13 protein-coding genes are annotated in these 13,317 nt (G+C 62.2%); 6 read left to right on the top strand and 7 right to left on the bottom strand.

Annotation, left to right across the window (positions count from 1 at the left end):
- Positions 1-11 precede the first annotated feature (11 nt).
- Together tsaE and KHP07_RS21565 are read right to left on the bottom strand one after the other, a co-directional pair.
- The gene (gene tsaE, locus KHP07_RS21570; protein WP_078046599.1) at positions 12-482 is read right to left on the bottom strand and encodes a tRNA (adenosine(37)-N6)-threonylcarbamoyltransferase complex ATPase subunit type 1 TsaE; all 471 of its coding nucleotides are present in this window, start codon (positions 480-482) and stop codon (positions 12-14) included.
- On the bottom strand, positions 470-1,330 hold the full coding sequence (locus tag KHP07_RS21565) for an NAD(P)H-hydrate dehydratase (RefSeq protein ID WP_078046598.1): 861 nt from the start codon (positions 1,328-1,330) through the stop codon (positions 470-472). The genes tsaE and KHP07_RS21565 overlap by 13 nt, the downstream gene beginning before the upstream one ends.
- Positions 1,331-1,393: 63 nt before the next feature.
- Here KHP07_RS21565 and queG point away from each other — a divergent pair, with 63 nt between their 5' ends.
- Complete coding sequence (gene queG, locus KHP07_RS21560) at positions 1,394-2,458, top strand: tRNA epoxyqueuosine(34) reductase QueG (protein WP_214498002.1); 1,065 nt, start codon at positions 1,394-1,396, stop codon at positions 2,456-2,458.
- Here queG and KHP07_RS21555 read toward each other — a convergent pair.
- Both KHP07_RS21555 and orn read right to left on the bottom strand, forming a co-directional pair.
- Entirely contained in the window at positions 2,455-3,069 is a 615-nt protein-coding gene (locus KHP07_RS21555; protein WP_028615507.1) for a trimeric intracellular cation channel family protein, read from the bottom strand. The two genes, queG and KHP07_RS21555, sit on opposite strands and share 4 nt — an antisense overlap.
- 169 nt (positions 3,070-3,238) lie before the next feature.
- Positions 3,239-3,781 (bottom strand): oligoribonuclease, encoded by a 543-nt coding sequence (orn, locus tag KHP07_RS21550; protein ID WP_099493510.1) that lies wholly within the window; start codon positions 3,779-3,781, stop codon positions 3,239-3,241.
- Between the two features lie 108 nt (positions 3,782-3,889).
- Between orn and rsgA the strand changes: the two genes are divergently transcribed.
- Complete coding sequence (gene rsgA, locus KHP07_RS21545; protein ID WP_078046595.1) at positions 3,890-4,921, top strand: small ribosomal subunit biogenesis GTPase RsgA; 1,032 nt, start codon at positions 3,890-3,892, stop codon at positions 4,919-4,921.
- A gap of 51 nt (positions 4,922-4,972) precedes the next feature.
- Here rsgA and motB read toward each other — a convergent pair whose 3' ends face one another.
- A complete protein-coding gene (gene motB / locus KHP07_RS21540) occupies positions 4,973-5,992 on the bottom strand; it encodes a flagellar motor protein MotB (protein WP_214498001.1) in 1,020 nt (339 codons plus the stop codon).
- Positions 5,993-5,995: 3 nt separating this feature from the next.
- Positions 5,996-6,847: a flagellar motor stator protein MotA gene (motA, locus tag KHP07_RS21535; protein WP_016976894.1), complete on the bottom strand. Its 852-nt coding sequence runs from the start codon at positions 6,845-6,847 to the stop codon at positions 5,996-5,998.
- Positions 6,848-7,013: 166 nt separating this feature from the next.
- Here motA and KHP07_RS21530 point away from each other — a divergent pair, with 166 nt between their 5' ends.
- Genes KHP07_RS21530 through asd form a run of 3 tightly spaced genes read left to right on the top strand, consistent with a single transcriptional unit; the run spans position 7,014 to position 10,298 of the window.
- Positions 7,014-8,549, top strand: coding sequence for an HDOD domain-containing protein (locus KHP07_RS21530; RefSeq protein ID WP_078046593.1), 1,536 nt, complete (start codon positions 7,014-7,016; stop codon positions 8,547-8,549).
- A gap of 57 nt (positions 8,550-8,606) precedes the next feature.
- Positions 8,607-9,422, top strand: coding sequence for a rhodanese-like domain-containing protein (gene rhdA / locus KHP07_RS21525; RefSeq protein WP_214498000.1), 816 nt, complete (start codon positions 8,607-8,609; stop codon positions 9,420-9,422).
- 15 nt (positions 9,423-9,437) lie between these two features.
- A complete protein-coding gene (asd, locus tag KHP07_RS21520) occupies positions 9,438-10,298 on the top strand; it encodes an archaetidylserine decarboxylase (protein WP_214497999.1) in 861 nt (286 codons plus the stop codon).
- A gap of 121 nt (positions 10,299-10,419) precedes the next feature.
- On the opposite strand, the gene serB is transcribed toward asd, so the two are convergent.
- Positions 10,420-11,634 carry a phosphoserine phosphatase SerB gene (serB, locus tag KHP07_RS21515; RefSeq protein ID WP_028615502.1) on the bottom strand — a complete coding sequence of 405 codons (1,215 nt, stop codon included), beginning with the start codon at positions 11,632-11,634 and terminating at the stop codon, positions 10,420-10,422.
- Positions 11,635-11,767: 133 nt separating this feature from the next.
- Between serB and KHP07_RS21510 the strand changes: the two genes are divergently transcribed.
- Positions 11,768-13,270 (top strand): AhpA/YtjB family protein, encoded by a 1,503-nt coding sequence (locus KHP07_RS21510; protein WP_078046590.1) that lies wholly within the window; start codon positions 11,768-11,770, stop codon positions 13,268-13,270.
- Positions 13,271-13,317: the final 47 nt, after the last annotated feature.

Raw genomic sequence — 13,317 nt, 5'->3', positions numbered from 1 at the left:
AACCCCACCAATTATTTGAATTCCAATGCCAAAGCGGCGCACCACGACTGGCCACGCGCGCTCTGGGGCAACAACTTCAGCTGACGTCCGTGCTCATGCGGCGTAATGGTAATGGTCAGGTCCGGCTTTGGCAAAAAGCCTGTGCCTTTATCTGGCCACTCGATCAGGCACAACGCATCTTCATCGAAGTAATCGCGGATCCCCATATATTCCAGCTCTTCGGGGTCCACCAGGCGATAGAGGTCGAAATGGAACGCTCGCACGTCGCCAATCTCATAGGGTTCTACCAGGGTGAACGTCGGGCTTTTTACCGCGCCGGTGTGGCCCAACCCGCGAATGATCCCCCGGGACAGCGTGGTCTTGCCCGCCCCCAGGTCGCCTTCCAGGAAGATCAGCCCCGCCCCAGCCGTGACCTGGGCAATGCGCTGGCCGAAGCTGACCATGGCCTCTTCATCGGCCAGGAAAAGAATTACTTCAGACACGGCGACTGTTCCTCCAGCAATTGACGAATGGCGGGTATCAGGTCGCTTGCCGCCAGGCCGCGACCAAAGGTGCCCTGGCGATCTCCCGCCGTGGCGTGCAACCACACGGCCAGGCAGCTTGCCTCATAAGCCGGCATGCCCTGGGCCATCAGCGCGCCGACCAGGCCGGCAAGGACATCACCCAAGCCCGCCGTTGCCATCGCCGGATGGCCTTGGTCGCATCGCGAAATACGCCCGTCCGGGCTGGCAATCAAACTGCCAGCCCCCTTGAGAATAGCCACTGCGTTGAATTTCTGGCTCAACGCGCGCGCCACCTTAAGACGGTCAGCCTGAACCTCGGCTGTCGAGATCCCCAACAAGCGCGCGGCCTCCCCCGGATGCGGGGTAATCACGCAATCGGCCGGCAAACTGACGCTGCCGGTGGCGAGCTGATTCAACGCGTCGGCATCCCACACCTGCGGCAGGCTGGCGTTGGCCGCCACCGAAAGCAGGCTGTTGCCCCAGGACGCATCACCGAGCCCAGGCCCGATCACAATGACCGAGATCTTTTCCAGCAGACCCATCAGTTGATTGGCCGAGCTGACGCCGACAGTCATGACTTCCGGCAGGCGAGCCAGGGCGGCGGGCACATGCTCCAGGCGCGTCGCCAGGGACACCATGCCGGCGCCACTGCGCAAGGCACTTTCAGCACTCAGCAGCGCTGCGCCGCCGAAGCCACGGTCACCGCCAATGACCAGCAGGTGGCCGAACTGGCCTTTATGGGCGTCCGGGGAACGCGCAGCCAGTTGCGGCAAATGGCCGTGCAACAGTGGCTGTACGTCGGTTATTGCGTGTTTTGTCTGCGGCATGCGTCTTCAAGCTCCGATGTCTGGCAGAATTATACCTATCTAACTTGCGGTTTCCCTTGTCTCATGCCTCCCATCACCACCGATCTGCCTGCCCTCGCCCAATCGATCAAAGACTGGGGCCGCGAGCTGGGCTTTCAACAAGTCGGCATCAGCGGCCTGGACCTGGCCGAGCATGAACAACACCTGCAACGCTGGCTCGACGCGGGCTACCACGGCGAAATGGAGTACATGGGCGCCCATGGCAGCAAACGCTCCCACCCCGATGAACTGGTGCCCGGCACGTTGCGCGTGGTCTCGCTGCGCATGGACTACCTGCCCGGCGATACGCACATGGCGCAACTGCTGGCCAAGCCGGAAAAAGCCTATATCTCGCGTTACGCCCTGGGCCGCGACTATCACAAGCTGATCCGCAAGCGCGTGCAGCAATTGGCCGACCGCATTCAAGCGCAGATCGGCCCGTTTGGTTTCCGTGCCTTCGTCGACAGCGCGCCGGTGCTGGAAAAAGCCATCGCCGAAAAAGCCGGCCTGGGCTGGATCGGTAAAAACACCCTGGTCCTCAATCGCAAGGCCGGCAGTTATTTCTTCTTGAGCGAGTTGTTTGTCGACTTGCCGCTGCCCATCGACGCGCCCCACAGCACCGAGCATTGCGGGCGGTGCACGGCGTGCCTGGACATTTGCCCGACCAATGCCTTTGTCGGCCCCTATGTGTTGGATGCCCGACACTGCATTTCCTACCTCACCATCGAGCTCAAGAGCGCGATCCCTGAAGACCTGCGCCCGCTGATCGGCAACCGTGTGTTTGGCTGCGATGACTGTCAGATCGTTTGCCCGTGGAATCGTTTCGCCCGCCCCACCGCCGAAAGCGATTTCAAGCCGCGCCACAATCTGGATAACGCGGAACTGGCCGAGTTGTTTATGTGGGACGAGGATAAATTCCTCAGCAGCACCGAAGGCTCACCCCTGCGCCGTGCCGGCTATGAGCGCTGGCTGCGCAACCTCGCGGTCGGCCTGGGCAATGCGCCCTCGAGCATTCCAGTGCTGGAAGCCTTGAAGGCACGCCGGGATTACCCGTCCGAACTGGTACGCGAACACGTTGAATGGGCGTTGAACCAGCACGCTACGCGTTAGTGCACGTCATCGTTGTAGACGAACTTGGGCATTTCCCAGTGAAAACGGATCGCCAGCAGGCGCAATAGAAAGCCGCTGAACAGGGTCAGCAGGATCGACTGCTCGCTGGGCAGCTCCAGATAAAGGCAGAGCATGTAGAACCAGGCGGCGAGGAACGACACGCTGGCGTACAGCTCGCGGCGGAAGATCAGCGGGATGTCGTTGCAGAAAATATCCCGGAGGATGCCGCCGAAGACCCCGGTGATCACGCCGCTGACCGACGCCACCAGCATGCCGTGGCCCATCTCCAACGCGGTCATGCAACCAATCAGGGTGAACGCCACCAGGCCCACGGCGTCCAGCGCCAGGAACAACGAGCGCAGACGACGCATCAGCGGTGCGATAAAGATCGTCACCAGTGCGGCAATCGAGGTCAGCACCAGGTACTCCGGGTGTTTGACCCAAGTCAACGGGTAATGCCCGAGCAGCACGTCGCGCACCGATCCACCGCCCAACGCTGTGACGCAAGCGATCAGCACTACACCAAACCAGTCCATGCCGCGCCGCCCGGCCGACAGCGCGCCGGTCATGGCTTCGGCAGTGATGGCGATGAGGTAGAGCATCAGCAGCATGAGGGCGATCCTTGCAAAGAGGCCGGCAGTCTAATCATTTGCTGATGGCACCAAAAGAGGGCAAGCCATTATCTGCCGTAAACTCGATCCTGTGGCGTCCGGCTTGCCGGCGATGGCGATCTTTGGGGCGCCATCGCCGGCAAACCGGGCTCCTACAGGATGACGGTCATCAAGCCTTGATGAAATGCTTGCGGTAATGCTGCAGCTCGGCAATCGACTCGCGGATATCATCCAGCGCCAGGTGGGTACTGCCTTTATGGAAGCTGTCTTTGACTTCCGGCGCCCAGCGCGCGGCCAGCTCTTTAAGGGTGGACACATCCAGGTTGCGGTAGTGGAAGTAGCTTTCCAGCGCCTTCATGTGCGTATAAAGGAAGCGGCGGTCCTGGCAGATGCTGTTGCCACAGATCGGCGACTTGCCCCTGGGCACCCACTGTTCCAGGAAGGCGATGGTTTCGGCTTCGGCTTCGGCCATGCTGATGCGGCTGTCACGTACGCGCTGGGTCAGGCCGGAGTTGCCGTGGGTGCGGGTGTTCCACTCGTCCATGGTGGCGAGCACGGCGTCGCTGTGGTGGATGGCGATCACCGGACCTTCGGCCAAGGTGTTGAGGTTGCTGTCGGTGACAATGGTCGCCATCTCGATGATGACGTCGGTGTCGGGGTTCAGACCGGTCATTTCCAGATCGATCCAAATCAGGTTCTGTGGGTTTTGCATGGCTTGATTCTCTTGGCACCTTGGCTTAGCTGCGCAGTTTAGCAGGCAGGGGCGTGCTAGACTCGCGACCGTTTTACCTAACCTTTGCATTATCGACACGGAACACCAATGGCCAAACGCCAGCTCAACCGTCGCCAAAACTGGCGCATCGAAAAGATTCAGGGTGAACGCGCCGCTCGCGCCGCCAAACGTGAATCCTCCGCCGTAGAAGCGCTTGAGGGCGGCGACCTGGGCCCCGAGCAAACGGGCCTGGTGATCGCGCACTTTGGTGTGCAGGTCGAAGTCGAGGCGCTCGAAGGCGAACTCGCGGGGCAAGTGTCCCGTTGCCACTTGCGCGCCAACCTGCCTGCGCTGGTCACCGGCGACAAAGTAGTCTGGAGGGCCGGCAACCAGGGCATCGGCGTGATTGTCGCCCAGTTGCCGCGCACCACCGAACTGCGCCGCCCCGACAGCCGTGGCCAGCTCAAGCCGGTGGCGGCCAACGTCGACATGATCGTGATCGTGTTCGCACCGCTGCCCGAGCCCCATGCCAACCTGATCGACCGCTACCTGGTAGCCGCCGAGCATGCCGGCATCCGCCCGCTGTTGCTGCTGAACAAATTCGACCTGATCGACGCACAGAACGCCCCGGCGCTCAACGCCTTGCTGGCGGTGTATCGCACACTGGGTTACCCGGTGCTGGAGGTGTCAGCGCATCACGGCAATGGCATGGAACAGCTGCAACAGCAGTTGGACGGGCGCATCAGCGTGTTTGTCGGCCAGTCTGGCGTGGGCAAGTCTTCGCTGGTCAACAGCCTGCTGCCGGAAGTCGACACCCGTGTGGGCCCGCTGTCGGAGCTGTCCGGCCAGGGCACTCACACCACCACCACCGCGCGGTTGTTCCACTTCCCCGGCGGCGGTGAGCTGATCGACTCCCCAGGCATCCGCGAATTCGGCCTCGGCCACGTCAGCCGCAGCGATGTGGAAGCGGGCTTTATCGAGTTCAACGACCTGATCGGCACTTGCCGCTTCCGCGACTGCAAACACGACCGCGAACCCGGCTGTGCATTGCTCAAGGCACTGGAAGACGGCCGCGTGCAGCAACAGCGGATGAACAGCTATCGGTCGATCATTGCGAGCTTGCCCGAAAGCAGTTACTAAGCCGCAGAAAAAATAAGGCCGCGATCATCGCGGCCTTTTTGTATGTGAAGCCTAGGACCCCGTCCCAGGCACCGTAGGATCCTTCACCCCACCCTCATCAAACAGGTTCAGCTTCTGGCGCAGTTCATGCGCCGGCAACGGTTCCTGACCTGGCGGTATGGCGTTCGGATCAGCCGGTACTTCGCCCGGTGCGCCGGCGCCCGAAGTGGGTTGCGGCGCTGGGGGCTGGTCACCTTCGATCGCACGCTGGGCCTTTTTGGTCAGCACCACGATATCGATACGGCGGTTGATCGGGTTGAACGGGTCCTTGGGGTCAAACAGCTGCGACGATGCAAACCCCACCACGCGCGCCACTTGCGGGTCCGGGTAGCTGCCGGCCACCAGCGCACGGCGTGCGGCGTTGGCGCGGTTGGCGGAAAGCTCCCAGTTGCCGAAGTCGCCCTGCCCTGCATACGGCTTGGCGTCGGTGTGGCCACTGATGCTGATCTTGTTCGGCACCGCCTTGATGGTGTCGGCCATGGCCAGCAGGATGTCTTCAAAGTACGGCTTCAAGCGCGCACTGCCGGAGTCGAACATCGGGCGGTTGGCTGCGTCGGTGATCTGGATGCGCAAGCCGTCCGGGGTGATCTCGAATGAAATCTGATCCTTGAACTTCAGCAGTTGCGGGTTTTCCTCAACCTTGGTCTGCAGTTCTTGCAGCAACAGTTCTAGACGCTCCTGCTCGACCTGTTCGGCCATGGCTTCGACGGTATCGCGCTCGATCGGGATTTTCTCTTGAGGCGATTCGGTCTTGATTTCCGGGTTGATGGTGCGCTCAGGCGCCAGTTGCGGCGAGCCGCCCAAGTCGATCACGAAGGGCGTACCACTTTCCGAGAAACCAATGGGGTCTTTGAAGTAGCCGGCAATGGCGATCTTCTGTTCAGGCGTGGCGGTGGACATCAGCCACAGCACCAGGAAGAACGCCATCATCGCCGTCGCAAAGTCGGCGAAGGCGATTTTCCAGGCGCCCCCATGGTGCCCCGCAGCGAAGCGCTTGACGCGCTTGATGATTATCGGCTGGTTGTTTTCCATGGCTTAGCGACCACGAACCGCTTGTTCCAGCTCGGCGAAGCTTGGGCGATGTTTCGGGTACAGCACCTTGCGACCGAACTCCACCGCCAGCGACGGCGGCATGCCGGAAGCGGAGGCTACCAGGCTGGCCTTGATCGACTCGTACAGGTTGATTTCTTCCTTGGCGTCATGGGCCAGGGAGGTGGCCAGCGGGCCGAAGAAGCCGTAGGCCGCGAGAATACCGAAGAAGGTACCGACCAGTGCCGCACCCACGTGCATGCCGATGGCCGCTTGGTCGCCCTCGCCCAGGGAAGCCATGGTCACCACGATACCCAGTACCGCCGCGACGATACCGAAACCCGGCATACCGTCAGCGATGCCGGTCACGGCGTGGGACGGATGTTCCAGCTCTTCTTTAAGGCTGAACAACTCCATGTCGAACAGACCTTCCAGCTCATGGGGGGCCATGTTGCCGGAGGACATGATGCGCAGGTAGTCGCAGATATAGGCGGTCATGCGCTCATCTTTGAGCACGGCCGGGTACTTGGCGAAAATCGGGCTGGCCGCAGCGTCTTCGATGTCGGCCTCGATGGCCATCATGCCTTCGCGGCGGCTTTTGTTGAGGATCTCGTAGACCAGGCCCAGAACCTCCAGATAGAAGGTGTGGGTGAAGCGCGAACCGAACATGCCCAGGGACTTCTTGACCACGTGCATGGTCATGTAGCCGGGGTTGGCCTGCAAGAATGCGCCGAACGCCGCACCACCGATGATCAGCACTTCGAAGGGCTGGATCAACGCAGCAATTTTACCGTGGGACAGGACGTAGCCACCGAGCACGCTTGCGATGACGACGATGATGCCGATAATTTTAGCCATAGGGGATGAGTACTTGCGCCGTCGGGTTCATGGACATATTGGGTGTAGCAGAAAACTCTTGTTCTACTTATCGGCAAAACTGCGCCAGACTATAGCCCGTTAAGGCGAAAAGCCAGTTCGGCCCGCTCCGGGCGTGTAGACCGCAAGTGATGATCGCGCCCCTATCATGGCTAATGAAACGACAGTCCCAACTGCAAAACCGACCTCTCTCGCCGCTTGGATCAAGCGCCTGGACGATGTGCTGCTGCCTGTGCCCCAGGCCAGCCACGACCGTGTGTGCAAAGGCATCCGCGACAGCCGCAGTTCGTTGCGAGATATTGCCGAACTGATGCAAAACAGCCCGGCCCTGGTGCTCAGCGTGATGCGCGAGGCCAACAGCCACACCCATGGCAGCCTGGCGGAACCGGCGGAAAACCTCGAAGTGGCGCTCAACCGCCTGGGCCTCAAGCGCGCCGAAGAACTGCTGGCGCGCCTGCCCTCGGTGCCGGCCCACGAGATTCCTGTGGCGCTGCGCCAATTGTTGCTGGTGAGCCAGCACGCTTCGCAGCAAGCCAACGGCTTGTTCGGCAGCCGCCTGGCGCGGCTGTGGCAGGACATCCACTGGGGCAGCCTGCTGTTCCTGTCGCCGCTGTGGCCGATGGCAGTCGCCTACCCCAAGCTCCTGGAAGAATGGGAGCTGCGGGTTATCCACAAAGGCCAGTCAGCCCGCCAGGTCGAACAGGAACTGTTCGGCGTGCGCCTGCTGGACCTGTGTGTCGGCCTGACCGAAGCCTGGCACCTGCCGATCTGGGTCTCCCAGGGCTACAAGCTGCTGATGAGCGAGCAGCGCCTGCTGGTCAAGGCCCTGCACATCGCCCGTGAAGACGACCCGCTGCGCCATCAGCAATTGCTCGATGCCGAACCCAATCTGCGCCGCTGGTTGAACCAGCCCGCCAACACCGTGCTGCTGGCCAACGGCCTGGCGATGTCGGCCCAGGAGTCCTGGACCTGCCCGCACACCGAACGCTGGCAATTGCTCACGGCGCTGTACCTGCAACAGCCTTTGGGCGAGGTGCAGCAACTGGTCCACCAACAGGCTGTCACCAGCGCCCGCACCGCCTTGATGCCTGACCTCTGGCACCCGGCGCTGTCGCTGATCTGGCCGTGGCATGTACAGAAGATTCACCGCGGCCTGTTGCCAGCGCCGCCACCCACCGCCGAGGCCCTGGCCGTGTGGCGCAAGCGTTGCACCGAGTTGCTGGTGGAGCCGAGCCGCTTTGCCAACGCCATGCACTTGACCACCTGCGCCAAGGAAGCCTTGGTCGCCAGTGGCATGCAGCGGGTCATGCTGTTGATGGCTGATCGCGCCCTGAGCACCTTGCGTGTTCACCAGGCCGACGGCCTGCCGAAGGACGCCGCGAACCTGAGCCTGGACGTGGTCAACAGCACCTTGCTGCAACGCTTGCTGGAGAAGTCGGCCCAGGTGCGCCTCAATCCTGAAAACCACGCCCAGTTCGCGGCGTTGCTGCCGCCGATCCTGCGCCGCCTGTTCACCGGCGAGCACCTGCTGCTGCGCTCCCTGAGTTGCAACGGCAAGGTGGTCATGCTGATGGTGGCCGACCAAGGCGGCGGGCCATTCTCGGAAACCACCGTGCAGGCTTTCGGCAAAACCGCCCAATGCATCGAGAAAGCCCTGCACAGCTTTACCAACCGCAGCGCTTGATGCTTGCGCTACAATCGCCCTCCTTTATCGCCAACATTTGTGCCCAGGAGACCTCACATGCCTGACTTCTCTGGCTTGCCGCTGGTGATCGAACCCAGCGACCTGCTTGGTCGCCTCGATGCCGAACACCTGATTCTGGTGGACCTCACCAGTGCCGCCCGCTACGCCGAAGGGCATATCCCCGGCGCGCATTTCGTTGACCCCAAGCGCACCCAACTGGGCCAGCCACCGGCTCCCGGCTTGCTGCCCAGCAAGGCCGAGCTGGAAAAACTGTTCGGCGAATTGGGCCACACCCCAGACGCCACCTACGTGGTCTACGACGACGAAGGCGGCGGCTGGGCCGGGCGGTTCATCTGGATGCTCGACGTGATCGGCCACACGAAATACCACTACCTCGACGGCGGCTTGCTCGCCTGGCTGGCGGACCAACACCCGGTCTCCACCGAGGTGCCCGCCCCTGTCGGCGGCCCGGTCAGCCTCACGCTGCACGACGGCCCCACCGCCACCCGTGAATACCTGCAAAGCCGCCTGGGCGCCGCCGACCTGGGCATCTGGGACGCGCGCGGCCCGCTGGAGTACTCCGGCGAAAAGGTGCTCGCAGCCAAAGGCGGGCACATCCCTGGCGCAGTGAACTTCGAATGGACGGCCGGCATGGACAAGGCGCGCAACCTGCGCATCCGTCGCGACATGCCGCAGATCCTCGAAGACCTCGGGCTGACCAAAGACAAAGAAATCATCACCCACTGCCAGACTCACCACCGCTCTGGCTTCACCTACCTGGTGGCCAAGGCGCTCGGTTATCCGCGGGTCAAAGGTTATGCCGGTTCCTGGGGCGAATGGGGCAACCACCCCGACACCCCCGTCGAGATTTAAGGTTTAAGGACAGTTATGAAAAAGCAGTTGTTTATCCTCAGCCAATACTTGCTGCCGCACCACTTGCTGTCGCGCCTGGCCGGTTGCGTTGCCGAGTGCCGTGTGCGCTGGTTCAAGAACGCCTTCACCAGCTGGTTCGCCAAGCGCTATCAAGTGGACATGTCCCAAGCCCTGGTTGAGGACCTGACCGCTTACGAGCACTTCAATGCCTTCTTCACCCGTGCATTGAAAGACGGCGCCCGCCCATTGGATCAAACCCCTGGAGCGGTGTTGAGCCCTGCCGACGGCGCAGTCAGCCAGCTTGGCCCGATCGAACATGGCCGTGTGTTCCAGGCCAAGGGTCACAGCTTCAGCGTGCTGGAACTGCTGGGTGGGGACGCGGCCTTGTCGGCGCCGTTCATGGGCGGTGACTTCGCGACGATCTATCTGTCGCCGAAGGACTACCACCGTGTGCACATGCCACTGGCCGGCACTCTGCGGGAAATGGTCTACATCCCGGGCCGTATCTTTTCGGTAAACCAGACCACTGCCGAAAACGTTCCAGAGCTGTTCGCGCGCAATGAACGTGTTGCCTGCATTTTCGACACCGAGCGCGGCCCGATGGCTGTCGTGTTGGTGGGCGCGATGATCGTCGCGTCGATTGAAACCGTATGGGCCGGCCTGGTGACACCGCCGAAGCGCGAGCTGAAAACCTTCCGCTATGACGAGGCCGCACGTGCGCCGATCCACCTGGAGAAAGGTGCGGAGCTGGGTCGCTTCAAGCTGGGTTCGACCGCGATTGTGTTGTTCGGGCCGGATCAGGTGAAATGGGCAGAAGCACTGGTAGCCGGTTCGCCGGTGCAGATGGGCCAGGGTATTGCACTGCCGAAAGCCTGACCCAAAACCCAATGTGGGAGCGGGCTTGCTCGCGAATACGGAGCATCAGTCGACAGATCAGTGACTGAACCACCGCATTCGCGAGCAAGCCCGCTCCCACATTTATATACCGTGTTTCTACCTAGAGCTGGCCGTCGCGGTCGCGGAAGCCCAGCAGATACAGCACGCCATCGAGCCCCAGCGTCGAAATCGCCTGCTTGGCCGACTGCTTCACCAACGGCTTGGCACGGAACGCAACACCCAACCCGGCAATTGCCAGCATCGGCAAGTCATTCGCACCGTCGCCGACCGCAATGGTCTGCTCCAGGCGCAACCCTTCCTTGTGGGCCAACTCCTTCAACAGGTCCGCCTTGCGCTGCGCGTCGACAATCGGCTCCACGGCCACGCCGGTCACCTTGCCATCCACCACTTCCAGCTCATTGGCGAACACATAGTCGATGCCCAGCTTGGCCTGCAATTGCTTGGCGAAGTAGGTGAAGCCGCCAGACAGGATGGCAGTCTTGTAGCCCAGGCGCTTGAGTTCGGCGAACAGGGTTTCGGCACCTTCGGTGAGGCGCAGGGAGGCGCCGATAGAGTCCAGCACGCTCACGTCCAGGCCCTTGAGCAGCGCAAGGCGCTCTTTGAAGCTGGCGCGGAAGTCGAGTTCACCGGCCATGGCGCGCTCGGTAATCTCGGAAACCTGCTCGCCTACGCCGGCAGCCTTGGCCAGCTCGTCGATGACTTCGGCTTCGATCAGCGTGGAGTCCATGTCGAACACCGCCAGGCGACGGTTGCGACGGAACAGCGAATCTTCCTGGAAGGCGATATCGACGTTCAGCTCCTGGGCCACGCTGAGGAACTCGGCACGCAAGGCTTGTGGGTCGGCCGGTTCACCGCGCACGGAGAACTCGATGCAGCCCTTGCCCTTGTCGGCCGGCGTGTCCAGCGGCATGCGACCCGACAGACGGTCGATGTGGTCGATGTTCAGGCCATATTGCGCGGTGATGGAGCTGACGCGCTGCAGTTGCTCAGCAGTGACCTTGCGGGTCAGCAGCGTCACGATGTGGCGTTTTTTGCCCTGGCCCGCGACCCATTGCTGGTAATCCTCTTCGGACACTGGGGTAAAACGCACTTGCTGGTCCAGCTTGTACGCCGTAAACAGGATGTCCTTGAGTACCGAAGACGCCTGTTCCGTGCTCGGGATCTCGACCAGGATGCCGAACGACAGGGTGTCGTGGATCACCGCCTGGCCGATGTCGAGAATGTTCACACCACCCTGGGCCAGCACTCCCGTAATAGCCGCAGTAAGACCCGGGCGGTCTTCACCAGTGATGTTAATCAGGACAATTTCGCGCAAGGCGCACCCCCAGGCTGGAAAAAAACCGCATTCTACCCACTTTCAGTGACCATCGGGCACAGCCAGCGCTTTGCCGGTCCTAGGGCTGTCGCTATACTGCGCGTCAACTTCACGGACCAAGAGCCGAGCGCAAGTGAACCGGCCCACGCCAGTAAAAACCGATAACTTCTTCCTGCTGATCTTCCGGGCACTGCGCCACCGCCGTGTACCGATCGCATTACGCATCGCCAGCCATAACGTGATCCTGGTCGCCCTGGCCCTGGTGATCTACGCCTGCGTGATGGGTTTGCAGTTCAAGCAGGCCATGCATGAGCAAGCCGACGCCCTGGGCGAGAGCCTGACCACCCAGACCGCCACTTCGGCGACTGAGCTGCTGGTGTCCAACGACATCCTCAGCCTCAACGTGCTGCTCAACAACCTGACCAAGAACCCGCTGGTGGCCCACGCCGCCATCTACAGCGTGGACAACCGGATCATGGCCGAAGCCGGGCAACGCCCGAAAAACGGCCTCCTGGGTGAAGCCGAAGGCCTCTACCAGAGCAACATTACGTTTCAGGATGTGAAGGCCGGCCAACTGCGCATCAGCCTGGATATGCAGCAATTCCAGCAGCCGATGACCATCAGTCTGCAAAGCATGGGCATCCTCAGCGCGATCCTGCTGGCATTGGCCCTGGCCCTGAGTTTGCGCCTGGGTCGGCATATCTCTACGCCCCTGATGCAACTGCGCATCTGGCTGCGGGACATTGACGAACACACCCCGGCCACCGACCGCCAGGATGAGATCGGCGACTTGGCGCGCCAGCTTCACGCCAGTTTCGCCCCGGAACCGGTTGTGCGCGAAGTGGAGCCCGAGCCTGAGTTCGACGCCGACTACGACGACGAGCCCGAGTTTGAAGTGCGAGACGCTCCGGTGGCGGGCCTGAAGCCTGCCACCCGCCAGGCGTTCAAGGCCGAAGAGGACGAGCTGGACGACGAAGACCCCTTCGCCGACCTGCGCGACACCTCGGCCGGCGCGCCGGCCGTTGCCGCCAAACCGGCGCCGGTGAAGAGCACCGAGCCCCAGTTCAGCGCCGTACTGGCCGTGCAAATGGGTGCCCAGGACCAACTGCGCCGCCTGCCGCGCGCACGCCTGACCGAGCTACTGGAACGCTATCGTGACTGCCTCGACCAGGCCGCATCGCTGTACCAGGGCGAGCTGCACACTCTGAACGATGGCAGCACGCTGATGCTGTTCCACAGCGAAGACAGCGGCGAAGACTACCTGACCAACGCCATTTGCTGCGGCGAGCTGCTGCGCGCCCTGGGCCATGAATTGCAGATCGAAGTGGCGGACAGCGGCATCACCCTGCAATTGCAGCTGGGCCTGACGGTCGGCGACGATTTGTTCGGCATGAGCCAGATCGACCTGTTGCTCACCGAGATTGCCCAGGATGCCCTGGCCCTGTCGCAACACAGCCGCAACCTGCTGCTGGTGGAGCGCAAGATCAGTGAAGACACGCTGATCCGCCAGCGCGCGCGTATCCGCCCGATTGCCAGCCCCGAGGGTGCCAGTTGTGTGGAGCGTTTGATGGAGCCGTACCCCTCGATGCTGGAGCGGCAGTTGGCGCGGATGCATGAGACCCGCACCAAGGGCTGATCACCGCCCCTCTGTAGGGATCGCCGGCAAGCCGGCTCCTACAGGGG

The organism is Pseudomonas sp. VS40, assembly GCF_018587885.1.
In the GTDB taxonomy this organism is placed as follows: Bacteria; Pseudomonadota; Gammaproteobacteria; order Pseudomonadales; family Pseudomonadaceae; genus Aquipseudomonas; species Aquipseudomonas pergaminensis.
The sequence above is the reverse complement of the archived record's forward strand: the minus strand, read 5'-3'. Positions and strand labels throughout refer to the sequence as shown.